Origin of the sequence: Rhodococcus olei, assembly GCF_039540555.1 — a bacterium.
Taxonomy (GTDB): Bacteria; Actinomycetota; Actinomycetes; order Mycobacteriales; family Mycobacteriaceae; genus Rhodococcus_G; species Rhodococcus_G olei.
In genome coordinates this window covers 42,248-65,606 of record NZ_BAABFB010000030.1, presented here as the reverse complement: position 1 = coordinate 65,606, position 23,359 = coordinate 42,248, and the positions used below count along the sequence as shown (strand labels likewise).

Below are 23,359 nucleotides of genomic sequence, written 5' to 3'. Positions count from 1 at the left end.
CGTTCGGGCGAGTGCGCCCGCCCGAACGCCGGCTGCGATGTGTGCGCGCCGCGGCGGACCGATCCGGCCGGGGCACGAACGTCGTGGTGTGTGAGCTGCGCACCGGGCTGCGACCCGGTGTGATTCAGGACACTAGTGAGCGCGGCGTTGCAACTACGTTGCGTGCGCGCCGACCGCATGCGACGGGCGGGCCGGGGCGCAATTGACGACTTCTTGACGCGCGAACCCTTGCCACTCGATTGAACGCCTGTTTAATCTATTGAACATGCGTTCAGCGTTGGAGGGGCACACCGACAGCGGCGCCCGGGATCGCGACCTGACCACGCGGGCCCGGGTCCGGGACGCGGCGATCACCGTGTTCGGCGAACAGGGCTTCGGCACCGGGGTCCGCGCCGTTGCGGCGGCCGCCGGGGTCTCCCCCGGCCTGGTCAACCACCACTTCGGATCCAAGGACGGACTGCGCGAGGCGTGCGACGAGCACGTGCTCGCGCTGATCCGGGCGGCCAAGACCGAGGCGCTGACCCGACCGAGCGCAACGGGACTGCTGCAGCAGCTCGCGGACGTCGAGGAGTACGCACCGCTGGTCGCCTACCTCGTCCGCAGCTACCAGGCCGGCGGCGAGCTGGCACAGCACCTGTTCGAACACATCGTCGTCACCACCGAGCAGTACCTCTCGGACGGTGTGGCCGCCGGAACCCTGCGACCGAGCCGGGACCCGGCCGCCCGCGCCCGCTATCTCGCGATGCAGTCGCTGGGCAGCACGCTGCTCTTCCTGCAGATGCGGGGTGAGCGGGGCGGCCCCGTCGACTGGGGTCGCGCGATCCGCGAGCTCACCGACGGGATCATGCTGCCCGCCCTCGAGCTCTACACCGAGGGGCTGTTCACCGACTCCACCTTCCTGGACGCGGTCGTCGACCAGCGCGCCGGGACCGAAGGCGACACCACCCACCACTACTCGGACCACCGGGAGAATCGATGACTGGAATCATCGAAGTTCACGACCTGCACAAGCACTTCGGACGCACCCGCGCGCTCGACGGCCTGAACCTCACGGTCGGACCGGGTGAGATCCACGGGTTCCTCGGCCCGAACGGCGCGGGCAAGTCGACCACCATCCGCGTCCTGCTCGGGATCCTGCAGGCGACGTCCGGGCACGCCCGGCTGCTCGGCCGCGACCCGTGGACGGACTCCGTCGCCCTGCACCGTGACATCGCCTACGTCCCAGGGGACGTCACGCTGTGGCCCTCGCTGTCCGGCGGTGAGACCATCGACCTGCTCGCCCGCATGCGCGGCGGCATCGACGAGAAGCGGCGCGCCGAACTGATCGACCGCTTCGACCTCGATCCACGCAAGAAGGCCCGCACCTACTCGAAGGGCAACCGGCAGAAGGTGTCGCTGGTGTCGGCACTGTCGTCGAACGCCCGGCTGCTGCTGCTCGACGAGCCGACCTCGGGCCTGGACCCGTTGATGGAGCAGGTCTTCCGTGAGTGCGTGACCGAGGCGTCCACCCGCGGCGTCACCGTCCTGCTGTCCAGCCACATCCTCTCCGAGGTCGAGGCGCTGTGCCAGAAGGTGACCATCATCCGGGCCGGCAAGACCGTCGAGAGCGGCACCCTGGCCGACATGCGGCACCTCAGCCGCACCTCGATCAGCGCCGAGTTGCTCGGCGACCCAGGGGATCTGAGCCACATCGCGGGCCTGTCGGACCTCACCGTCGAGGACCACACCCTGCACTGCCAGGTGGACAGCGAGCACCTGGGCGAGCTGATCCGCATCCTCGGCGACACCGGGGTGCGCAGCCTGGTCAGCAAGCCGCCGACCCTCGAGGAACTGTTCCTGCGCCACTACGAAATCGACGGACCCGAGCGAGCCGAGGGCGAGATCGACGGACCCGAACCCACCGGGGAGAAGGTGTCGGCATGAGCACGGCGACCCTCACCGGCGGGCGGCGCGGCGCCGGCACCCCCCGCGCGGCGACGTCGGACTTCACCGGGACGCTCGGGCTGCTGCGGTTGTACCTGCGCCGCGACCGGATCGTGCTGCCGTTGTGGGTACTGCTGCTCTCGGTCCCGCTGTCCACGGTGTACGTGGGCTCCATCGCGAGCATCTACCCCGACGAGGCGCAGCGCGCCGCGTTCGCGGCCACGATCATGGGCAGCCCCGCCCAGCGGGCGATGTACGGCGTGATCTACAACGACAGCCTCGGGGCGGTCGGTATCTGGAAAGCCGGGATCTTCCACACCCTGATCGCGGTCGCGGTGATCCTCACCGTGATCCGGCACACCCGGGTCGAGGAGGAGTCGGGCCGTGCCGAACTGCTCGACTCCACCGTCGTCGGGCGCTACGCGGGACTGACGGCCGCGCTGATCGTCGCCTTCGGCGCCTCGATCGCGACCGGGCTGATCGGCACCGCGGGATTGTTCGGCACCGACGTCCCGCGGTCCGGGTCGCTGGCGTTCGGTCTCGCCCTCACCGCGTCGGGCATCGTGTTCGCGGCGGTCGCCGCGGTCGCCGCCCAGCTCAGCGCCAGCGCCCGCACGGCGCGTGGGATCGCCTTCGGCGCCCTGGGCGCCGCGTTCGCGCTGCGCGCCGTCGGCGACGCCGGCTCGGGTGCCGCCGGCGGGGCCGGCTCGGGTGCCGCCGGCGGGGCCGGCTCGGGTGCACTGTCGTGGTTCTCGCCACTGGGCTGGTCGCTGCAGGTGCGTCCGTATGCCGGCGACCGCTGGTGGGTGCTGCTGTTGCACCTGACGGCCGCGACCGTGCTCACCGCGGCGGCCTATGCACTGTTGCGCCGGCGCGACGTCGGCGCCGGGCTGATCGCCGAGCGGCTCGGCTCGCCGGCGGCGGCGCCCGCACTCGCCGGCCCGTTCGGCCTCTCGTGGCGGCTGCAGCGCGGCTCCCTGATCGCCTGGACGATCGGAATCTGCCTGTACGCGTTGCTGATCGGCAGTGTCGTGCACGGGATCGGCGACGAGATCGGCGACAACGAGACCGTGCGCGAGATCGTCAGCCGGATGGGCGGGACCCAGGCACTGGAGGACTCGTTCATCGCGATCGCCTTCACGATGCTCGCGGTCGGCGCCGCCGCGCTGGCGATCTCGTCGGCGCTGCGCATGCACAGCGAGGAGGAAACCCAGCACGCGGAGACGGTCCTGGCCGGAGCGGTCGGCCGCACCCGTTGGGCGGCAAGCCATCTGGTGCTCGCCATCACGGGTCCGGTGGTCGCGATGGTGGCCGCTGGTCTGGTGGCCGGCGTGACCTACGGCGCCGCGGCCGGCGACATCGGCGGGAAGCTGCCCGGTGTGATGGCCGCGGCGGTGGCACAGCTTCCGGCGATCTGGATGCTCGCCGCGGTGACTGTCGCACTGTTCGGGCTGGTGCCACGCTTCACCTCGGTCGCCTGGGGCGTGCTCGTGGGGTTCGTCGCGCTGTTCCTGCTCGGATCGATCTCCGGGTTCCCCCAATGGGTGCTGGATCTCCAGCCGTTCACTCACGCGCAGCGGGTCCCCGGCACCGAGTTCTCGTTCGTCCCGATCGTTTGGATGCTGCTGATCGACGCCGCGCTGATCGCGGTGGGGCTCATCGCCTTCCGGCGCCGCGACCTGCGTTAGGCCGTCGGCGGGGCCACCGGACTCAGATCCACACGCCCTTGCCGACGGTGACGACGCCGCCGCTGCTGACCGCGAAGCGCTGCCGGTCCCGGTCGACGTCGACCCCGATGATCTCGCCCTCGCCGACGACGACGTTCTTGTCGAGGATGGCGCGGCGGACCACCGCACCCTTCCCGATCCGCACGCCGGGCATCAGCACGCTGCCCTCGACGGTGGCGCCGTCGTCGACCATCACGTTGGAGCTGAGCACCGAGTTGCGGACCGTCGCCGCCGACAGGATGCACCCGGACCCGACGATCGACTCCTGCGCGAGCCCGCCCTGCACGAATTTCGCCGGCGCCAGGTTCTCGGCGGCGCCGCGGATCGGCCAGCGCCGGTTGTAGAGGTTGAACACCGGGTGCACCGACACCAGGTCCATGTGCGCGTCGTAGAACGCGTCGATCGTGCCGACGTCACGCCAGTATCCGCGGTCGCGGTCGGTGGCCCCGGGGACCACGTTGTCCTTGAAGTCGTAGACGTGCGCGATGCCGGCGGCGACCAGGGCCGGGATGATGTCGCCGCCCATGTCGTGGTCGGAGTCGGAGTTCTCCGAGTCGGCGCGGATCGCGTCGACGAGCACCTTGGTCGTGAACACGTAGTTGCCCATCGACGCGAACGTGACGTTCGGGTCGTCCGGTGTCCCCGGCGGATGCGCCGGCTTCTCCAGGAACTGGGTGATCTTCCCGGACTCGTCGGAGTCGATGCAGCCGAACGCGAACGCCTCGCTGCGCGGCACCCGGATCCCCGCGACGGTGACGCCCGCCCCGGAGTCGATGTGATGCTGGACCATCTGCTCCGGGTCCATCCGGTACACGTGGTCGGCGCCGAACACCACGATGTACTCGGGGTCCTCGTCGTAGACGAGGTTGAGCGACTGCAGGATCGCGTCCGCGCTGCCGGTGTACCAGCGGGGTCCGAGCCGCTGCTGCGCCGGCACCGGGGTGATGTACTCCCCCGCGAACCCGGACAGCCGCCAGGTCTGGGAGATGTGCCGGTCCAGCGAGTGCGACTTGTACTGGGTGAGGACGCAGATCCGGAGGTAGCCGGCGTTGACGAGATTGCTGAGCACGAAGTCGATCAGCCGGTAGGCGCCGCCGAACGGGACGGCGGGCTTGGCCCGGTCGGCGGTCAGGGGGTACAGACGCTTCCCCTCACCGCCGGCGAGCACGATTCCAAGCACATGCGGCTGGCTCCTCACCCTGCCAACCTATCGGCCGTGGGAGACCCCCGCCACCGAGGCGGCCCGCGGTGTCCCGTGAGCGGGAGGACACGCCCGCGGCCGCGCGCCGGATCGGTGGCCGCATCCCGGCGTGACGGCTACGTTTAGCCCGTGCGCGTGGCGATGATGACCAGGGAGTACCCGCCGGAGATCTACGGCGGGGCCGGTGTCCACGTCACCGAGCTCGTGGCCCAGCTGACGCGGTTGTGCGCGGTGGACGTGCACTGCATGGGCACCCCTCGTGAGGGCGCCCAGGTGCACCAGCCCGATCCGGCGCTGGCGTCCGCGAATCCGGCGCTGTCGGTGCTGTCCGCCGAGTTGAGGATGGCGGCCGCCGCGGCGGGCGCGGACGTCGTGCACTCGCACACCTGGTACGCCGGGCTCGCCGGCCACCTGGCCGGCGCACTGCACGGGGTGCCGCACGTGCTGACCGCGCACTCCCTCGAGCCGCGCCGTCCGTGGAAGGCGGAGCAACTCGGCGGCGGGTACCGGCTGTCGTCGTGGTCCGAGCACAACGCCGTGCAGTACGCCGACGCGATCATCGCGGTCAGCGCCGGGATGCGCGCCGACCTGCTCGACGCCTACCCGTTCGTCGACCCGGACCGAGTCCACGTGGTGCGCAACGGAATCGACACCGACGTCTGGTACCCCGAGGGGGACCCGTGGGCGTCGGAGGTGCTGCGCGAGCTCGACGTGGACCCCGACCGGCCCCTGGCGGTGTTCGTCGGCCGCATCACCCGGCAGAAGGGGCTCGCACACCTGATCGCGGCCGCCCACCGGTTCGACCCCGGCATCCAGCTGGTGCTGTGCGCCGGCGCACCGGACACCCTCGAGATCGGCGAGTCGACCGCGCGGGCCGTCGCCGAGCTGGCCGCGTCCCGCCGCGACGTGCACTGGATCCGGGAGATGCTGCCGACCGCATCCGTCCGGCAGATCCTCTCCGCGGCAACGGTGTTCGTGTGCCCGTCGGTGTACGAACCGCTCGGGATCGTGAACCTCGAGGCGATGGCGACCGAGACCGCGGTCGTCGCGTCCGATGTCGGCGGCATCCCGGAGGTCGTCGAGGACGGCGTCACCGGCCGGCTGGTGCACTACAACTCCTACGAGCCGGAGGCGTTCGAGAAAGCCCTCGCAGCGGCCGTCAACGACGTCGCCGCGGACCCCGGCCGCGCGGCCGCGATGGGCCGGGCGGGTCGCCGGCGGGCCGTCGCCGAGTTCTCCTGGGCGGAGATCGCCCGCCGGACCCTCGACGTCTACCGGGCCGCGATCGGGACCTGACGGAGGGGCCGGTAGCGGCTGACGGTCACCGATGCCGTCACCGTCACCGTGTCGGGCAGGGCCGCGATCGCCTGAGCGCGCGCCTGCTCCCCCAGGTGCCGGGCCGACGGACCCATCGCGACGAGCTGGTCGACCTGGGTGCGGGTCAACGCCATCGGGTACTCGACCCCGACCCGCGCGACCCGGTCGAAGTGACCGCCGAGCGACGCGCCCAGCCGGGCGGTCTTGTTCTCGTCGACCCGCACCAGCGACAGCAGGTCCACCAGTTCGTGCAGGTGCCGGGTCGTCGGAGTGAGCACGACGAGTTCCCCGTCGGCGCGCAGCACCCGCCACAGCTCGACGGCATTGCGGGGCGCGAAGATCGACAGCGCGTGGCTGACGGCGTGGTCGCGTACCGGCAGCTGGGTCCAGATGTCCGCGACCACCGCCGCGGCCCGGGGGTGGCTGCGGGCGAGCCGACGCGCGGCGGCCTTCGAGACGTCGACACCGAGCCCGCGAGCGCCGGGCAGCGCGTCGAGGACGGTCGCGAGATAGTGCCCGGTGCCCGCCCCGACCTCGAGGACCGCGGGGTCCGGGACACCGGCGGCGTCCGCGGCGGTCGCCTCCGCGACCGCGGCGCGCAGTGGATCGAAATGGCCGCCGTCGAGGAATGTCGCTCGGGCCGCGATCATCTCGGCGCTGTCCCCGGTGATCTTCGACGCCCCGGACAGCAGGCTCACGTAGCCCTGCCGCGCGATGTCGAAACTGTGCCCGCGACCGCACAGCAGTGCACCCTCGGACTCGTCCAGATCGCCGCCGCAGTGCGGGCAGGCCAGCAGGTCCAGCACGTCGGTGAGCACGACCCTCCTCGCTCCTTGCTCCGATGCCGTCGACCGGTCGCACCCAGCGCTGGGCCCCGCCCGCCTGGTGGCGACGCGGGGCCCGGGGTGCATCGGTTACTGCACGAGGGTTAGCTGGTGACGCTCTTGAGCTCGTCGCCGAGCGCGGCAGCTTCCTCGGGGGTCAGTTCGACGACCAGCCGACCACCGCCCTCGAGCGGGACCCGCATGACGATTCCCCGTCCTTCTTTGGTTGCTTCGAGGGGACCGTCCCCGGTCCGGGGCTTCATGGCCGCCATTCCTGCTCCCTCCAGATCTTCTGCCGTCGTCACCCGGACATTTGCCGGGCCCACGCGTTCATTCTTCCCTATCGCAACAAAGGCCGGGAAGCTGAGTCACGTTTGGACCCCGTCCGACGCCCCCGGAGCGGGCCCGTGGAGGCCGGTGTCACCGGGCCGGAACCCAGCAGTCCGCCAGGTGGTCGTCGACCATTCCGGTGGCCTGCATCAGCGCATACGCCGTGGTAGGACCCACGAATCGGAACCCGCGGCGTTTCAGATCACGGGCCATCGCGGTGGACTCGGCGGTCACCGCCGGAACTTCGTCGACGGTCCGTACCCGGCTCGGGCGTGGCGGCGGCGCGAACGACCACAGAAGGGTGTCGAGATCGGTGTCGGTCAGCGCCAGCACCGCCCGGGCGTTACCGATCGTGGCTTCGATCTTGGCGCGGTTGCGGACGATGCCCGCGTCCCCGAGCAGCCGCTCGACGTCGTCGTGCCCGAACGCGGCGACGGTGTCGACGTCGAACCCCGCGAACGCCGCCCGGAACGCCTCCCGCTTGCGCAGCACCGTGATCCACGACAGGCCCGACTGGAAGGCCTCGAGGCAGATCCGTTCGAACAGCGCGTCCCGGCCGTGCAGCGGGGCACCCCACTCGTGGTCGTGGTAGTCGCGGTACAGGGTGGACCCCGGCGCGTCCACCGCCCAGGGGCACCGGATCGGGTCGTCGCTCACGCCTGGTCCTCCGCACCGTTCGACACGGCCACCGGCGCCGCGGCCGCCGCGCGCGCGTCGGCGAGTTCGGCGCGCAGCGAGTCGATCTCGGCGCCGAGCCGGTCCAGTGCCCAGTCGACCTCGCTGGCCTTGTACCCGCGGAACACCTGCTGGAACCGCAGGTCCTGCACGTCCGCGCCGGTCACGTCCTCCGCAGGCAGCGCGGTGACCGTCGTCGCGGGCGGCAACGGCGCCATCTCCTCGCCGCGGCCGAACACCACGGACGCCACCAGGAACAGCACCCCGCCGACGAGGACCATCACGAGCAGGTAGAGCAGGACCGTGAACATGCCCCGATACTGTCACGCCGCACCGACAGCCGGCCGGTCGCGATCCGATCAGGGACGCAGGGTGTTCATCGGCGGCCGGTCCGCCAGGGAGACGTCGGTGGTCACCGGCAGGAACGACTCGCCGTCGGCCCGGAACTGGGTCAGCCCCGCGCCGGAGTCCGGGACCCCGCAGCGACGCAGCATGGTGCCGATGATCTGCCTGCTCATCACCCCGAGCTCGGCGAGCGGACGGTTGCGATGCTTGCGCACACCGAGGTTGACCTGCCCGATCGCGCCGAGCCCGAGCCGGTCGTAGGTGTCGAGCAGCAGCCCGATCTCGACCCCGTAGCCGGGCGCGAACGGGACCGCGGACAGCAGCTCCCGGGTGCCGGCGTACTCGCCGCCGAGCGGCTGCAGCACCGACGTCAGCTCGGGCCGCAACGCCGCGAGCAACGGCCGCGCGGCCAGCTCGGTGACCCGGCCGCCGCCGGTCGCGTCCTCGGTGCCGCCGACCCGCAGCGGCCGCCGGTAGTACCCCTTGACGAGATGGATGCCGTCGACCGTGAGCAGCGGCCCCAGCAGCTTCGGCACGAACGCCGGGTCCGGGTTGATCAGGTCGGCGTCGACGAACGCGATGATGTCCCCGGTGCTCGCGGCGATCGACCGCCACAGCACCTCCCCCTTGCCGGGGACCGGCAGCAGTTCGGGGACCGCCTGCTCCCGACTGACGACCGTCGCCCCGGCCGCGGCGGCCCGGTCGGCCGTCTCGTCCGTCGATCCGGAGTCCAGGACGATCAGCTCGTCGACCAGACCGCCGAGCAGCGGGTGGATGGTGTCCACGACCGCGGCGACGGTCTTCTCCTCGTTCAGCGCGGGCAGCACCACCGAGACGGTCCGGCCGGCCTTCGCCGCCTCGAGATCGGCGACGGTCCAGTCCGGGTGGTCCCAGCTGTTCGCCTCCGACCACAGCTGGACCCCGCCGGCGTTCACCGCACTCATGCCAGCCCCCGCACCGTCCGGACCGGTGCCCGGGTACCGGCGATCGCCGCGATCATGTCGACCACCCGCCGGGTGGACGCGACCTCGTGTACCCGGAACACCCGCGCGCCCCGCGCGGCCGCCCATGCCGTCGCTGCCAACGTGCCCTCCAACCGCTCGGCGAGTTCCACCCCCAGAGTCTCCCCGATGAAGTCCTTGTTGCTCAGCGCCATCAGGACCGGCCATCCGGTCTTCACGAGATCGTCCACTCGTCGCAACAATTCGAGCCCGTGAAAGGTGTTCTTGCCGAAATCGTGGGTCGGATCGATCAGGATCGAGTCCCGCGGCACCCCGAGCGCGAGCGCCCGCTCGGCGGCAGGCACCACCTCGTCGAGGACGTCGGTGACGACGTCGGCGTACCGGACCCGGTGCGGCCGGGTCCGCGGGACCGCGCCGCCGGTGTGCGAGCAGACGTACCCGGCACCGAGCTCGGCGGCGACCAGGACGAGATCGGGGTCGGCGCCCGCCCAGGTGTCGTTGATCAGGTCGGCGCCGGCGGCGCACGCCAACCGGGCCACCTCGCCCCGCCAGGTGTCCACCGAGATGATCAGGTCCGGGTGCCGGGCGCGGATCGCCTCCACGAACGGCACCACCCGCCGGATCTCCTCCGCGGCGTCGACGTCGTCACCCGGGCCTGCCTTGACGCCGCCGATGTCGACGAGGTCCGCGCCCTCGTCGACGGCCCGGTTCACGGCCGCCATCGCGGCCTCGTCGGTGAACGTGGCGCCGCGGTCGTAGAACGAGTCCGGAGTGCGGTTCACGATCGCCATCACCAGCGCCCGATCGGTCGCCACGGGTCGGCCGCACAGCGTCTGCCGCTGCGCAGGCCCCGCGGACGACGCCGACGGTCGCTGCGCAGGCTCCGCGGACGACGCCGACGGTCGCTGCGCAGGCTCCGCTCCGGTGATCTCCGTCATGGCTTCATAGTGGCATGCAGGCGTCGAGCGCCCGATCGACGTCCTTGGTGACCAGCAGAGCGTCGAGGGCGCGCTGCTGCACGAATCCGCCGTCCCGCAGTCCGTCCAGCCACCGCAGCAGGCCGGTGTAGTGCCCGACCGGGTCGAGCAGCACCATCGGTTTGTCGTGCATGCCGAGGTAGCCGGCGGTCCACGTCTCGAACAGTTCCTCGAGGGTGCCGATCCCACCGGGCAGCGTGACGAACGCGTCCGACCGGTCCTCCATGACCTGCTTGCGCTGGCGCATCGTGTCGGTCACGATCAGCTCGTCCGCGTGGACGTCGGCGACCTCCCGGTGCACCAACGCCTTCGGAATCACGCCGACGGTGTGGGCGCCGTGCCGCCGGGCCGACTCCGCGACCGCACCCATCATCGACACGTTGCCGCCACCGGACACGAGATGCATTCCGCGGCGGCCGATCTCGGCACCGAGCCGGGCGGCCAGCGTCAGGAACGACGGGTCGACGGGACCGGACGCGCAGTACACGCAGACCGCGATCGGGCGGCCGGTCACCACTCGTCGACCTCCTCGCGCGGTTCGACCACGACCTCCCCGAGCTGGGACTCCACCACGATGCGGACGGCTTCCTCGACGCTGTCGGTGACGTGGATCAGCTTGACGTCGGCCGCCGCGATCTTGCCCTCGGCCACCAGGGTGGAGCGGATCCAGTCGACGAGCCCACCCCAGAAGGCGGTTCCCATCAGCACGATCGGGAACCGCGTGATCTTGCGGGTCTGCACGAGCGTGAGCGCCTCGAACAGTTCGTCGAGGGTGCCGAATCCACCGGGCAGACAGACGAACGCCTGCGAGTACTTGACGAACATCGTCTTGCGCGCGAAGAAGTAGCGGAAGTTGATGCCCAGGTCCACCCACTCGTTGAGGGACTGCTCGAACGGCAACTCGATGCCGAGGCCGATGGAATACCCGCCCGCCTCGCAGGCGCCGCGGTTGGCGGACTCCATCACTCCCGGGCCGCCGCCGGTGATCACGGCGTATCCCGCTTCGGCGAGCCCTGCACCGAGTTTGCGGCCGAGTTCGTAGTCCAGGTGCTCCGAAGGTGTGCGCGCCGACCCGAACACGGCGACCGCGCGCGGCACCTCGGCCAGCGCGTCGAACCCCTCGACGAATTCGCTCTGGATGCGCAGCGCCCGCCACGGATCGGTGTGCACCCAGTCCACCGGCCCACGCCGGTCGAGAAGTCGCTGATCGGCGGTGCTGGGGCCCGTCTTGCGGTCGCGGCGCAACTGGACCGGTCCGCGCTGCTGGGCGGCGGAGCTACCGCGCTTGCCGGTGCTGCGTTTGGCGGGACGTCCTGGGGTTCTGTCGAGGGCCATGCGGCCAAGGTTAGTAGTCGGCGCGTCCCCCGCTGGCGTCGTACACGGCGCCGGTGGAGAAGCTCACCGCGTTCGAGCTCAGCCAGGCGACGAGTTCGGCGATCTCCTCCGGCATGCCCATCCGCCCCATCGGAGTCAGGCTCTGCGACCGCGCGAGGATCGCCGGGTCGGTGTCGGCGTTCATCGGGCTCGCCACCGCGGCCGGCGCGACGGCGTTGGCCAGCACGCCGGTGGTGGCCAGTTCCCTGCCGAGCGACTTGGTCAGGGCGATCACCGCGGCCTTCGACGCCGAGTACGCGCTCTGGATGGGATTGCCGCCCTTGGCCGCGATGCTCGCGAGATTCACGATCCGGCCCCATCCGCCGGCGACCATGCCCGGCGCGAAGGCGCGGCAGAGGAGGAAGGTGCCGTCGACGTTGATCCGGAACGTGCGACGCCACTGTTCGAGATCCACGTCGACGAGCAGCGCGGACGGGCCGACGACACCGGCGCTGTTGACGAGGATGTCGACCGGGCCGATCTCGGCACGCACCCGCTCGACGTCGTCCGGGTCGGTGACGTCGAGGCGGACGTCGGCGCCGGCCGCGACGTCCGCGGTGACGACGCGGACCCCGGCGCCGGCGAGCACGGTCGCGCAGGCCGCCCCGATGCCGCCGGCTCCTCCGGTGATCAGCGCGGTGGCGCCCTCCGGGTACGTCGCTGCCATGTTCGCTCCTGAGGATTGTGTGCCGACCCGGCACGGTTTATGTTGAATAGGCACATAATCACTTGTGTCACTGTGCTTGATTCACAAATATATGGCGCGGGACACACGCGTCAACCGCCCACTCGCCAACCACCGTGAGGACTCGATGGAGATTCGCTGGGTGCACGCATTCGTCGCCGTCGCCGAGGAGTTGCACTTCGGCCGCGCCGCCGCCCGGCTGCAGATGGCGCAGTCCCCACTGAGCCAGACGATCCGCAAGCTCGAGAAGGATCTGGGCGTCGCACTGTTCGAGCGCAGCACCCGCACGGTCTCGCTGACCGCGGCCGGCCACGCGTTCCTGCCGCACGCCTACCAACTCCTCGAGGGAGTGGACACGGCACGGCAGGCGGCACGCTCGTCGACGGGCGGCGTCTACGGACACATCCGGATCGGCTTCACGGGCGTGCTCAACCACCGGGCGCTCCCGCCACTGACCCGGGCGCTGCGACAGCGTTACCCGAACATCGAACTGTCACTGGTCGGCCGGATCATGACCCGCGACGCCGTCGTCCAGCTCGAGAGCGGCGCCCTCGACCTCGCCTTCGTCGGTCTGCCGGTCCAGTCGTCGTCCGTGCACACGCGGCTGATTCGCCGCGAGCCGTTCGGTGTCGTACTGCCCACCGACCACCGGTTGGCGGGCGCGTCCGCGATCGACCTGGCCGAACTCGCCGACGAGGGCTTCGTGACCACCCCACTGTCTGCCGGATCGAGCCTGCAGGAGACGGCGATGCGCGCGTGCCTCGACGCCGGTTTCCGTCCGCGGATCGTGCAGGAGATCACCGACCCGTTCATGATCCTGATGCTGGTCGCCGCGGGCGTCGGCATCTCGCTGATGACCTCCGGACTGAACGAAATCCTGCCCCCCGGAACAGTTTTCGTCCCACTGACCGGCGAGCCGATCTACATGAACCACGGCATCGGCTGGCCCGCGAAGGGCATGTCGGACGCCCTGCGGGTGGCGCTGGCGACATCGGAGGAGATCCTGCCGACACCCGGCGGCGACGAGCGCGCCAATTGAGATGATTCTGGTCTTTATTTCAGACTTATTCGGTGTTGGACTTGCCATAGTCGGCCGTGACAGGCTCGTTCCTCGCCGGCAGTTGTGAGACGGATCACGATTGGGAGCACAGGTGCGAGACGCGCCCGCCCCGCCGGTTTCCTGGGGACGAAAGGACCACCCATGCCACGCACGTCTGCGCCTGCACCCACCGGCGGACACTCCCACCCGAACGCCCGCCGCGCAGCGATCTCGGGCTTCCTCGGCAGCACGCTCGAGTACTACGACTTCTTCATCTACGGATCCGCCGCGGCGCTCGTGTTCGGCAAGATCTTCTTCCCCGGCGGCGGCACCACCGCCACCCTGCTCTCGATCGCCACGCTCGGCGTCGCGTACGTCGCCCGCCCGCTCGGCGCGGTGCTCTGGGGCCACCTCGGCGACCGGTTCGGCCGCCGCAACGCGCTGATGGCCTGCCTGATGCTGATGGGCCTCTCGACGTTCGTGATCGGCTGCCTGCCGACCTACGACACCATCGGCATGACCGCCCCGATCATCCTCGTGCTGCTTCGGCTGTTGCAGGGCCTGTCGGCCGGCGGCGAGTCGCCCGGCTCGTCCGCCCTGACGCTCGAGCACGCACCGGATCACCGGCGCTCGTTCTTCACCTCATTCACGATGAGCGGCATCATGTTCGGCATCGTGATCTCGAGCCTCGTGTTCATCCCGGTGGCCTCGCTGCCCGACGAGGCGCTGTACACGTGGGGCTGGCGTATCCCGTTCTGGCTCAGCATCGTCGTCACCGTGGTCGCACTGCTGCTGCGCCGCACACTGGACGAGCCCGAGGTCTTCGAGGAACTCAGGGAGCAGGACGAAACCGTCTCCCTCCCCGTCGTCGAGATCTTCCGCTCCCACTGGCGCACCGTGCTCCGCATCAGCCTCAGCGCCACCTTCGCGATGATCAACACCATCGTCAACGTCTTCGCCCTCGCGTACGCGGTCAACGGGGCAGGCATGGAACGGTCGTCGGTGCTGTGGGCGATCGCCGCCGCGAACTTCGTCGCCGTCCTCACCCAGCCACCGTTCGGCATCCTCGCCGACCGGATCGGCCGCAAGCCGGTCTTCGTGATCGGCGCGATCGGTGCGGGCGTGATGGTGTTCGTCTTCTTCCATGCGATCGAAACCGGAAGCGTCCCCCTGGTCTTCGCGTCCGGCATCGTGATGCTCGGCGTGTTCTACGCGATGCCGAACGGCGTCTACCCGGCGTACTTCCCCGAGCAGTTCCCGGCCCAGGTGCGGTACACCGGCATGGCGGTGAGCCTCATGCTCGGCCTGCTCGTCGCCGGCTTCACCCCCGCCATCGCCCAGGCACTGACCGGCGGCGACCCCGCCAACTGGGCGCCGGCGGCGTGGATGTGCCTCGGCTTCGCGATCCTGGCCGCGCTCGCGGCGCTGACCGGACCGGAGACGTACCGCACTCCCACCGCCCAGCTCGGCGAGCAGCAGCAGGTCGCGCCGGCACGACCTGTTCTCACCGAGACGAGGGTGTGACGGCCGTGCGCACCCCCACCGCATCGCACCGTATCGGTCTCGTCGGCGCCGGTATCGGGACGTCACTGTCTCCGGCACTGCACACCCGTGAGGCGCACGAGCTCGGCCTGACCGACTACCGCTACGACCTGCTCGACATCGACGACCGCGGGATCGCCGCCGAGTCGGCGGGCGACCTGGTCCGTACCGCATTCGCCGAGGGCTGGACGGGTTTCAACGTCACCCACCCCTGCAAGCAGACGGTGATCGCCGGGCTCGACGACCTCTCCGACAACGCCCGGTCGCTCGGCGCGGTCAACACAGTCGTCGTCCGCGGCGGAAAGCTGATCGGCCACAACACCGATCACAGCGGCTTCCTCGCGGGACTGCGGCGCGGCCTGCCCGACGCGCGACTGGAGGTCGTGCAGGTGGTCGGTGCGGGCGGCGCCGGGTCGGCCGTGGCCTACGCCCTCGCCGCTGCCGGGGTGCCGGAACTCCGGATCGCGGATGTGGACCCGGCCCGCGCGGCCGACGTCTGCACCCGCGTGTCGGGCGCGTTCGAGCACACCACCGCGGTCGCGGTGCCCCTCGGCGATGTCCCGGCGGGCCTCGCATCGTGCACCGGCCTGGTCAACGCGACCCCGATCGGCATGGTCGGGCATCCTGGCTCCCCGGTGGATGCGGCTGCGCTGCACCCGGATCTGTGGGTGGCCGATGTCGTCTACCGCCCGCTGCGGACCGAACTGCTGTCCGCCGCCGAGCGGGCCGGCTGCGCCGTGCTCGACGGCGGCCAGATGCTCGTCGCGCAGGCCGCGGACACCTTCGAGCTGCTCACCGGGCATGCCGCCGACCGGACGCGGATGCGCGCCCACCTCACGGAACTGCTTGCCGCCCAGCAGGTCACGGCCGGTCACTGACCGCCAGTTCGCACGGCCGGTCGCTGACCGCGCTGTCACCCGTCTCTTCATCTTCTCGCGATCGTCAGGAGTCCACGATGACCTCCACACCGCCCTTCGCCGCACCTCTCGACCTCGGTGGGTTGCGGCTGCGCAACCGTTTCGTCTCGGCGCCGATGGAACGCAACTACTGCGAGCTCGACGGCACCATGACGGACCGGTACGTCGACTACCTCGTCCGCCGCGCCGCGGGCGGTGCGGCGCTCGTCTTCACCGAGGCCAGCTACGTCCGCGCGGACGGCAAGGGCCGGATCCGGCAGATGGGGGTCGACGTCGACGAGCGGATCCCCGGCATCGCCCGGATGGCGGACGCGATCCACGCGCACGGCGCGCTCGTCGGTGTCGAACTCAACCACGGCGGACGCACCGCGCAGGGCGCCGTGAGCGGATTCGTGCCGGTCGCCCCGAGCCCGATCCCCTGCCAGGTGGTCGGCGGCGAGATGCCGGAACAGCTCGACGCCGACGACATCGAGCACCTCATCGAGTGCTTCGGCGAGGCCGCCGCCCGCTGCCGGCGAGCCGGTGTGGACGTGATCTCACTGCACGGCGGTCACGGCTACCTGATCCACCAGTTCCTCTCCCCCGCCTACAACAAGCGCGACGACGAGTGGGCCGACCCGACCCTGTTCGTGAACCGGGTGATCGCGTCGGTCCACGATCACGCCCCGGGAATCGTTCTCGGCCTGCGCTTCTCGGCTCTCGAGGCGGTCGACGGCGGACTGGACGCGGAGACGACGCGTGCCCGGATCGCCGCGATCGACACCGACCGGCTGCACTTCCTCGACGTCTCGGCGGGCAACTACGAGTCCGGGCAGTGGATCATCCAGCCCGGCGAGTGGGAGCGCGGACTGCTGGCCCCGTACGCGGCGCCCTACAAGCAGGACCACGACATCCCGGTCGGCGTCGCCGGCCGGATCAGCTCACCCGACGTCGCGGCCCGGATCATCGCGTCCGGGCAGGCGGACTTCGTGTCGATGGCGCGAACCCTGCACGCGGACCCGGACTTTCCGAACCGTGCCATCGACGGCGGCCGTTACCGGCCGTGCATCGCCTGCAACTACTGCATCGACAGCCTCGCGGCGGGACCGATCCCGTGCTCGGTGAACCCGTGGGTGGGTCGCGAGGCCGAGCAGCCGTCGACTCCGGCCGAGGCGCCGGTGCGGGTCGCGGTCGTCGGCGGTGGCCCCTCCGGGATGGCCGCGGCGCGCGAGCTGGCCGCGGCCGGGCACCGGGTGGTCCTGTACGACGAACGCGACGACCTCGGTGGGGACTTCGCGCTCGCATCGACGCTGCACGAATACCCCGAGTACCACCGGATCGTCGACTGGTACCGCGCCGAGCTCGCCGACCTCGGTGTCGACACGCACACCGGAGTCCGCGTCGACGCGTCGACGCTGGCCGGCGGCGACTTCGACGCCATCGTGCTGGCCACCGGGGGACGCGGACCCGCGCTCGACCTGCCCGGCGCGCACACCCGGCGCATCCGCGACGTCCGCGAGTTCCTGCGCTCGGGCGATCCCGCGCCGGAAACCGTGACCTTCTTCGGCGCGGACCGGGAGGCCGCCGCCGTCGCCGACGATCTGTTGCTGCGCGGCACGCGGGTTGTCATGATCGGCCCGCAGGAGAGCATCGCCCACGACGTCGGCAGACGCGGCAAGATCGTGCTGCTGCCCCGCCTCGCGGCGGCCGAGAACCTGACCACCCACCTGTCGTCGTTCGTCACCCGCATCACCGCGGACACCCTGGTCGTCTCGACCGACGGGGACGAACGTGAGGTTGCGGCCCCGGGCGAACTGCTCGTCTCGCACGGTGTCGAGCCACGCGCCGACCTGCTCGCCGACCTGCGTTCGCTCGCACCACGACTCGGCGTCCACACCGTCGGCGACGCCAGCGGCGACGGCGGCTCCATCCATGCGGCGGTCGTCACCGCGGCCGACGTCGCACAGACCGTCACCACGGCAGCGGTGACGTCGAGAGAGGAAGTCGGCGCATGATCCACGAGTTCCTGCCCCCGATCGGTCTCGGGACCTGGCCGCTGGTCGGGTCCGACGCGACCAGGTCGGTGCTCGCCGCCATCGAGAGCGGCTACCGACTGATCGACACCGCGTCGATCTACGGGAACGAGGACGCCGTGGGTGTCGCGCTCGCCGAATCGGGTGTGCCCCGCGACGACCTGCTCGTCACCACGAAGATCCGCGGCAACGACCAGGTGTCGGGTGACATCCGGGGCGCGTTGGAGCGAAGTCTGGAGAACCTGAAGCTCGACCGGCTCGATCTCTACCTGATCCACTGGCCGCTGCCGCGGATCGACCGCTACAGCGCGACCTTCGAGGCGATGCTGGCGTGCCGCGACGCCGGCCTGGTCCGCCACGTCGGCGTCTCCAACTTCCTCGGCCACCATCTGCAGCGGGTCGTCGCGGACACCGGCGAGGCGCCGGCGGTCAACCAGATCCAGATGGATCCCTCGCTCGCCCGGGCCGCGGTTCGGGCGGTGAACGACGAGCTCGGTGTGCTGACGCAGTCGTGGAGTCCGCTCGGCCGCGGTGACGTGCTCGACTCCCCCGTGGTGCGCGAGATCGCCGAACGCATCGGCGTCAGCCCGGCACTGGTCGTCCTCGCCTGGCATCTCGAGCAGGGCGTGGTGCCGATCGCCCGATCCGCGAATCCGGTTCGCCAGAAGGAGAACCTGGCGGCGGTGGACGTCACGCTCACCGCCGACGACCTGGCGGCACTCGACGCGCTGGACCGCGGCGAGTCGGCGGCGCGCGACGTCGAAGCCGAGGAGCACTTCTGATGGGCACAGGCACATTGCGGGTCGGCATCGTCGGCTGCGGCAGGATCGCGGGCAACCACGCGAGGGCGCTGCAGCGCGTCCCGGGTGTCGACGTCGTCGGGTGCTGTGACCCCGACCTCGCGCGGTCCCGGAACTTCGCTGCGACGCACGGTATTCCGCAGGCCTTCGGGTCCGTGGACGAACTGCTCGCCCTCGGCGTCGACGCGTGCACCGTCTGCACGCCGCATCCGGTGCACGAGGAGGTCGTCCTCGCCGCCGCGGCCGCGGGGATCCATGTGCTGTGCGAGAAGCCGATCGCGGTGGACGTCGCGGCCGCCGACCGGATGATCGAGGCCGCCGACCGCGCGGGCATCACGTTCGGGGTGCTGTTCCAGCGCCGCTTCTGGCCCGCCGCCCGCCGGATCAAGACGGCGATCGACGACGGCACCCTCGGCGCACCGACCCTCGGCGAGGTGTCGGTGATACTGCACCGCCCGTCGGAGTACTACTCCGCGGACGCCTGGCGTGGCCGGTGGGACACCGACGGCGGCGGCGTGCTGATGACGCAGGCAGTGCACCAGATCGACATGCTGCAGTGGTTCGTCGGCGACGCCACCTCGGTCAGCGGGTTCATCCGCACCCACACCCACGGCGATCACATCGAGACCGAGGACAGCGCCTCCGCCGTCGTGACGTTCGCATCCGGCGCGACGGCGACCATCACCGCGACCACCGGCGCCAATCACAACCTCGGAAACCGGGTCACCGTCGTCGGCGCCACCGGCGCGATCGCCAGCGTCCTCGAGTTCCCGGAGGGCCGCGAGGGCGTCAACGAGATCTGGACCGTCCCGGGCGAAATCACGCTCGGCACGCCGTACTCCCCAGACGTCCAGGCGAATCTGGACGTCGCGGACGTGAACGCGGGTCTGACCGACTTCCACACGCTGCAGGTGCAGGACTTCGCCGACGCCGTCCTGACCGGGCGCGCACCCGCCGTCACCGGCCGCGACGCCCGCGCCTCCCTCGCGATCGTCGCAGGCATCTACGAGTCGTCCCGCACCGGACGCGTCGTGGACCTGCGGGCGGCACCCACACTCGTCACCACGAAGGAAACCCGATGAACACCGACGCACCCACCACTCCCACCTACGACGTCGTCGTCGTCGGCTCCGGCGCGGGCGGGTTGTCCACCGCGATCACCGCGGCCCATGGCGGGGCCACCGTGCTGGTCGTCGAGAAGGCCGACGTGTGCGGCGGCGCGACCGCGTGGTCCGGTGGCTGGATGTGGACGCCGCGCACACTGTTCGCCCACGCGGACGGCGTGCACGAGGACCGCTCGTTGCCGCGCACCTACCTGGAGAACCGGCTGGGCGAGAACTTCGACGACGCGAAGGTCGACGCTCTCCTCGACGGCGCCCCGGAGATGGTCGAGTTCTTCGAGCGCCGCACGGCGCTGCAGTTCGTGCCCGGCGCGAAGATCGCCGACATTCACGGCGACACCCCCGGCGCGGGAACGGGACACCGGTCGGTCGGACCGAAGCCGGTGAGCCTGCGCACGCTCGGCCCGGACGTGGCGAGGCTGCTGCGCCGCCAGCTGTACGAGACCTCGTTCCTCGGCATGGGTATCATGGCCGGCCCCGACCTGCAGGCCTTCCTGCACTCGACCCGCTCGCCGAAGGCGTTCGTGCACTGCGGTGTTCGCGTCGGCAGGCACCTCACCGACCTGGCCACCAAGCGGCGCGGCCAGCAGCTCGTCAACGGCACCGCCCTCGTCGGCAGGTTGCTGCGGTCCGCGCTCGACGCGGGTGTGGAGATCCGGGTGAACACGGCCGCGACCGCGCTGACGACCGATGACACGGGCGCGGTCACCGGGATCCGGCTCGACGGACCCGACGGCGCCCACACCGTCGCCGCCCGCCGCGGTGTCGTCCTCGCCACCGGCGGCTTCACCCACGACCTCGATCGGATTCGCGAGCTGTTCCCGCGCACCCCGAGCGGTCGCGAGCACCACACCCTCACCCCGCCGACGACCACGGGCGACGGCATCACGCTCGGCGAATCCGTCGGCGGGCGGCTCGACACCACAGTCGCCTCCCCCGTCGCGTACTGCCCGGTGTCGATCGTCAAGTACCGCAATGGAAAGCAGGGTGTCTTCCCGCACATCCTCGATCGCGGCAAGCCCGGCACCATCGGTGTCCTGGCGGATGGTCGCAGGTTCGTCAACGAGGCACTCGGCTACCACGACTACACGCTGGCGATGGTGCAGAAGGTGCCGGAGGGCGAGGAGGTGTGCTCCTGGCTGATCGCCGACGCCCGGTACCTGCGGTACCTGCCGCTCGGATTCGCGAAACCGCTTCCCATCCCACTGTTTCCCTACCTGCGGTCCGGCTACCTGACGCGGGGGAAGACGGTCCGTGAGCTGGCCGAGAAGATCGGCGTCGACACCGACGGCCTGGAGAAGACCGTCACCGCGTTCAACGAGGGCGCCCGGGACGGCGTCGACCCCGAGTTCGACCGCGGCACAACCCCGTTCACCAGGGGCTCCGGCGACTACGACAACCCGTGGCCGAATCCGTCGCTGGCACCACTGGAGAAGGGCCCGTTCTACGCGGTCAAGGTCGTGCCCGGCAGCTTCGGCACCTTCGCCGGCCTGGCCACCGACGCCGGGTCGCGGGTGCTGGACGCCGACGACCGCCCGATCGGCGGCCTGTACGCGGTCGGGGTCGATCAGGCGTCGGTGATGGGCGGCCACTACCCGTCCGGCGGCATCAACCTGGGACCCGCCATGACCTTCGGCTTCCTCACCGGACGTCGCCTCGCCACGACAGGAGAGACCGCATGAGCGCACCGCTGGGCCTCGCGGCCCTGACCGTCCTCGATACCGCACCACTGCAGCAGATCGACCTGGCCGAGAAGCACGGCTTCGACACCGTCGGCATCCGCCTGCTTCCGGCCGCACCGCGCACCACCGCCTACCCCGTGCACACGGACCCCGCGGCGCTGGACACCCTGATCCGGCGCCTCGCCGATTCGCCCGTCGAGGTGTTCGACCTCGAAATCATCCGCCTCGGCACCGATTTCAACGCCGCGGCGTACGAGCCGCTGCTCGAGGCCGGGGCCCGGCTCGGCGCGAAGGCCGTCCTCGTCGGCGGCGACGACCGCGACCGTGCCCGGCTGACCGACTCCTACGCCCGGCTCGCGGACCTGTGCGGGCGGTACGGGATCGTCGCGAGCCTCGAATTCATGCCGTGGACGGCGGTTCCGAACGCCCGGGCCGCCGTGGAGATCGTCTCGCAGGCCGACGGTCCGGCGCGCAGCGTCCTCGTCGACGCCCTGCATGTCGCCCGCTCGGCGACCACCCTCGACGACCTGGCTGCGATTCCCCGGGAGTGGTTGCACTACGCGCAGATGTGCGACGGCGCCGTTCCCGCCCCCACCGACGACGCGGAACTGATCCGGCACGCCCGCGAGGAGCGCCGAGTCCCCGGCGAGGGTGGCATCGCGCTGGCGGACATCTGGTCGACGCTGCCCGCGGACCTGCCGATCAGCGTCGAACTACCCAACGAGCCGCAGCGCCGCGCGGTGGGCACCGGGCCGTGGCTCGACCATCTCGTCGCCGCGACCCGCCGGGTGCTCTCAGTTGCTCAGGTAGCCCCGTAGCGCTGCGGTCACATCGGTGATCTGCGAGACCGGCACCCGTTCGTCCCGCTTGTGGGCGAGGTTCGGGTCACCCGGCCCGTAGTTCACCGCAGGGATGCCCAGCGCCGCGAACCGGGACACGTCGGTCCAGCCGTACTTGGCGCGGACCTGCCCCCCGGCGGCGGTGATCAGCTCCGCCGCCGCCGGCGCGGACAGGCCCGGCAGTGCGCCCGCCGAACTGTCGGTCACCTCGAAGCCGAGGCCGAGGCCGTCGACGACCTCCCGGACGTGGTCGACGGCCTGCGCGACGCTGCGGTCGGGGGCGAAGCGGAAGTTCACGTCGATCTCGGCGGCGTCCGGCACCACGTTGCCCGCCACCCCGCCTGCGATGCGGACCGCGGACAGTCCTTCGCGGTAGACGCAGCCGTCGATGTCCACCGAGCGGGCCTCATAGTCGGACAGTCGCTGCAGCAGCGGGGCGAACTTGTGGATCGCGTTGTCCCCCAGCCACGATCGCGCCGAATGGGCACGCACCCCGGACGCGCTCAACCGCACCCGCAGCGTGCCCTGGCAGCCTGCTTCGACGAAGCCGCCGGTCGGCTCCCCGAGAACCGCGACGTCGGCCCGCAGCCAGTCGGGCAGGTCCCGCTCGATCCGTCCGAGGCCGTTGTACTTCGCGGCGATCTCCTCGCAGTCGTAGAAGACCAGCGTCACGTCGTGGGACAGATCCTCGATCGTCGCGGCCAGGTGCAGGAACACCGCGTCGCCGGACTTCATGTCGACGGTGCCACAGCCGTGCAGCACGTCACCCTCCGCGGAATCGCGTTCGCGCCGGCTGGGCACGTTGTCGGCTATCGGGACGGTGTCCAGGTGCCCCGCCAGCAGCACCCGGCTCGGCAGCCCCAGATCGGTGCGGGCGAGGACCGCGTTGCCGCTCCGGATCACCTCGAATCCGATGGTCTGCTCGCGCAACGCCAGTGCGACGGCGTCCGCGATCAGTCCCTCGTCCTGCGACACACTCGGAATGTCGACGAGCGCGGCGGTCAGGTCGATCGGGTCGGCGTGCAGGTCCAGATTCGGCAGCGCAGTCACCCGATCAGCCTAGGCGG

23 protein-coding genes are annotated in these 23,359 nt (G+C 70.9%); 12 read left to right on the top strand and 11 right to left on the bottom strand.

Annotated elements, in window-relative coordinates; genetic code table 11:
* Positions 1-265: 265 nt before the first annotated feature.
* Genes ABD951_RS09815 through ABD951_RS09805 form a run of 3 tightly spaced genes read left to right on the top strand, consistent with a single transcriptional unit; the run spans position 266 to position 3,611 of the window.
* Positions 266-979 carry a TetR/AcrR family transcriptional regulator gene (locus tag ABD951_RS09815; protein WP_345344147.1) on the top strand — a complete coding sequence of 238 codons (714 nt, stop codon included), beginning with the start codon at positions 266-268 and terminating at the stop codon, positions 977-979.
* The gene (locus tag ABD951_RS09810; RefSeq protein WP_345344145.1) at positions 976-1,923 is read left to right on the top strand and encodes an ABC transporter ATP-binding protein; all 948 of its coding nucleotides are present in this window, start codon (positions 976-978) and stop codon (positions 1,921-1,923) included. The genes ABD951_RS09815 and ABD951_RS09810 overlap by 4 nt, the downstream gene beginning before the upstream one ends.
* Entirely contained in the window at positions 1,920-3,611 is a 1,692-nt protein-coding gene (locus tag ABD951_RS09805; RefSeq protein WP_345344143.1) for an ABC transporter permease, read from the top strand. Before ABD951_RS09810 ends, ABD951_RS09805 begins: the two co-directional genes overlap by 4 nt.
* Before the next feature lie 22 nt (positions 3,612-3,633).
* Here the strand turns inward: ABD951_RS09805 and glgC are convergent, their stop codons facing one another.
* Positions 3,634-4,848, bottom strand: coding sequence for a glucose-1-phosphate adenylyltransferase (gene glgC, locus ABD951_RS09800; RefSeq protein ID WP_345344141.1), 1,215 nt, complete (start codon positions 4,846-4,848; stop codon positions 3,634-3,636).
* Positions 4,849-4,980: 132 nt separating this feature from the next.
* Between glgC and glgA the strand changes: the two genes are divergently transcribed.
* Complete coding sequence (gene glgA, locus ABD951_RS09795; protein WP_345344139.1) at positions 4,981-6,147, top strand: glycogen synthase; 1,167 nt, start codon at positions 4,981-4,983, stop codon at positions 6,145-6,147.
* Here the strand turns inward: glgA and ABD951_RS09790 are convergent.
* The 9 genes from ABD951_RS09790 to ABD951_RS09750 form a co-directional block, all read right to left on the bottom strand.
* Positions 6,123-6,986, bottom strand: coding sequence for a putative RNA methyltransferase (locus ABD951_RS09790; RefSeq protein ID WP_345344137.1), 864 nt, complete (start codon positions 6,984-6,986; stop codon positions 6,123-6,125). The two genes, glgA and ABD951_RS09790, sit on opposite strands and share 25 nt — an antisense overlap.
* A gap of 110 nt (positions 6,987-7,096) precedes the next feature.
* Positions 7,097-7,264 (bottom strand): DUF3117 domain-containing protein, encoded by a 168-nt coding sequence (locus ABD951_RS09785; RefSeq protein ID WP_006554284.1) that lies wholly within the window; start codon positions 7,262-7,264, stop codon positions 7,097-7,099.
* 148 nt (positions 7,265-7,412) lie between these two features.
* Positions 7,413-7,979: a DNA-3-methyladenine glycosylase I gene (locus ABD951_RS09780; protein WP_345344092.1), complete on the bottom strand. Its 567-nt coding sequence runs from the start codon at positions 7,977-7,979 to the stop codon at positions 7,413-7,415.
* Positions 7,976-8,308, bottom strand: coding sequence for a DivIVA domain-containing protein (locus ABD951_RS09775; RefSeq protein WP_345344090.1), 333 nt, complete (start codon positions 8,306-8,308; stop codon positions 7,976-7,978). The genes ABD951_RS09780 and ABD951_RS09775 overlap by 4 nt, the downstream gene beginning before the upstream one ends.
* Positions 8,309-8,356: 48 nt before the next feature.
* Entirely contained in the window at positions 8,357-9,286 is a 930-nt protein-coding gene (locus ABD951_RS09770; protein ID WP_345344089.1) for a glucosyl-3-phosphoglycerate synthase, read from the bottom strand.
* Entirely contained in the window at positions 9,283-10,242 is a 960-nt protein-coding gene (folP, locus tag ABD951_RS09765) for a dihydropteroate synthase (protein WP_345344088.1), read from the bottom strand. The genes ABD951_RS09770 and folP overlap by 4 nt, the downstream gene beginning before the upstream one ends.
* Positions 10,243-10,246: 4 nt before the next feature.
* Entirely contained in the window at positions 10,247-10,795 is a 549-nt protein-coding gene (locus ABD951_RS09760; RefSeq protein WP_345344087.1) for an LOG family protein, read from the bottom strand.
* A complete protein-coding gene (locus ABD951_RS09755) occupies positions 10,792-11,616 on the bottom strand; it encodes an LOG family protein (RefSeq protein ID WP_345344085.1) in 825 nt (274 codons plus the stop codon). The genes ABD951_RS09760 and ABD951_RS09755 overlap by 4 nt, the downstream gene beginning before the upstream one ends.
* A 10-nt stretch (positions 11,617-11,626) precedes the next feature.
* Entirely contained in the window at positions 11,627-12,322 is a 696-nt protein-coding gene (locus tag ABD951_RS09750) for an SDR family NAD(P)-dependent oxidoreductase (protein ID WP_345344083.1), read from the bottom strand.
* A gap of 145 nt (positions 12,323-12,467) precedes the next feature.
* Here ABD951_RS09750 and ABD951_RS09745 point away from each other — a divergent pair, with 145 nt between their 5' ends.
* From ABD951_RS09745 to ABD951_RS09710, 8 genes are all read left to right on the top strand, one after another.
* On the top strand, positions 12,468-13,379 hold the full coding sequence (locus ABD951_RS09745; RefSeq protein WP_345344081.1) for a LysR family transcriptional regulator: 912 nt from the start codon (positions 12,468-12,470) through the stop codon (positions 13,377-13,379).
* Between the two features lie 162 nt (positions 13,380-13,541).
* Entirely contained in the window at positions 13,542-14,903 is a 1,362-nt protein-coding gene (locus tag ABD951_RS09740; protein WP_345344079.1) for an MFS transporter, read from the top strand.
* Between the two features lie 5 nt (positions 14,904-14,908).
* Positions 14,909-15,799: a shikimate dehydrogenase gene (locus ABD951_RS09735; protein WP_345344078.1), complete on the top strand. Its 891-nt coding sequence runs from the start codon at positions 14,909-14,911 to the stop codon at positions 15,797-15,799.
* Positions 15,800-15,876: 77 nt separating this feature from the next.
* Positions 15,877-17,832: an FAD-dependent oxidoreductase gene (locus ABD951_RS09730; RefSeq protein ID WP_345344076.1), complete on the top strand. Its 1,956-nt coding sequence runs from the start codon at positions 15,877-15,879 to the stop codon at positions 17,830-17,832.
* Entirely contained in the window at positions 17,829-18,632 is an 804-nt protein-coding gene (locus tag ABD951_RS09725; protein WP_345344074.1) for an aldo/keto reductase, read from the top strand. The genes ABD951_RS09730 and ABD951_RS09725 overlap by 4 nt, the downstream gene beginning before the upstream one ends.
* A complete protein-coding gene (locus tag ABD951_RS09720; RefSeq protein ID WP_345344072.1) occupies positions 18,632-19,732 on the top strand; it encodes a Gfo/Idh/MocA family protein in 1,101 nt (366 codons plus the stop codon). The genes ABD951_RS09725 and ABD951_RS09720 overlap by 1 nt, the downstream gene beginning before the upstream one ends.
* A complete protein-coding gene (locus tag ABD951_RS09715; RefSeq protein WP_345344070.1) occupies positions 19,729-21,453 on the top strand; it encodes an FAD-dependent oxidoreductase in 1,725 nt (574 codons plus the stop codon). Before ABD951_RS09720 ends, ABD951_RS09715 begins: the two co-directional genes overlap by 4 nt.
* Positions 21,450-22,271, top strand: a complete 822-nt coding sequence (locus tag ABD951_RS09710; RefSeq protein ID WP_345344068.1) for a sugar phosphate isomerase/epimerase family protein — start codon at positions 21,450-21,452, stop codon at positions 22,269-22,271. Before ABD951_RS09715 ends, ABD951_RS09710 begins: the two co-directional genes overlap by 4 nt.
* Here the strand turns inward: ABD951_RS09710 and dapE are convergent.
* Positions 22,248-23,333, bottom strand: a complete 1,086-nt coding sequence (gene dapE / locus ABD951_RS09705) for a succinyl-diaminopimelate desuccinylase (protein WP_345344553.1) — start codon at positions 23,331-23,333, stop codon at positions 22,248-22,250. The two genes, ABD951_RS09710 and dapE, sit on opposite strands and share 24 nt — an antisense overlap.
* Between the last annotated feature and the right edge of the window lie 26 nt (positions 23,334-23,359).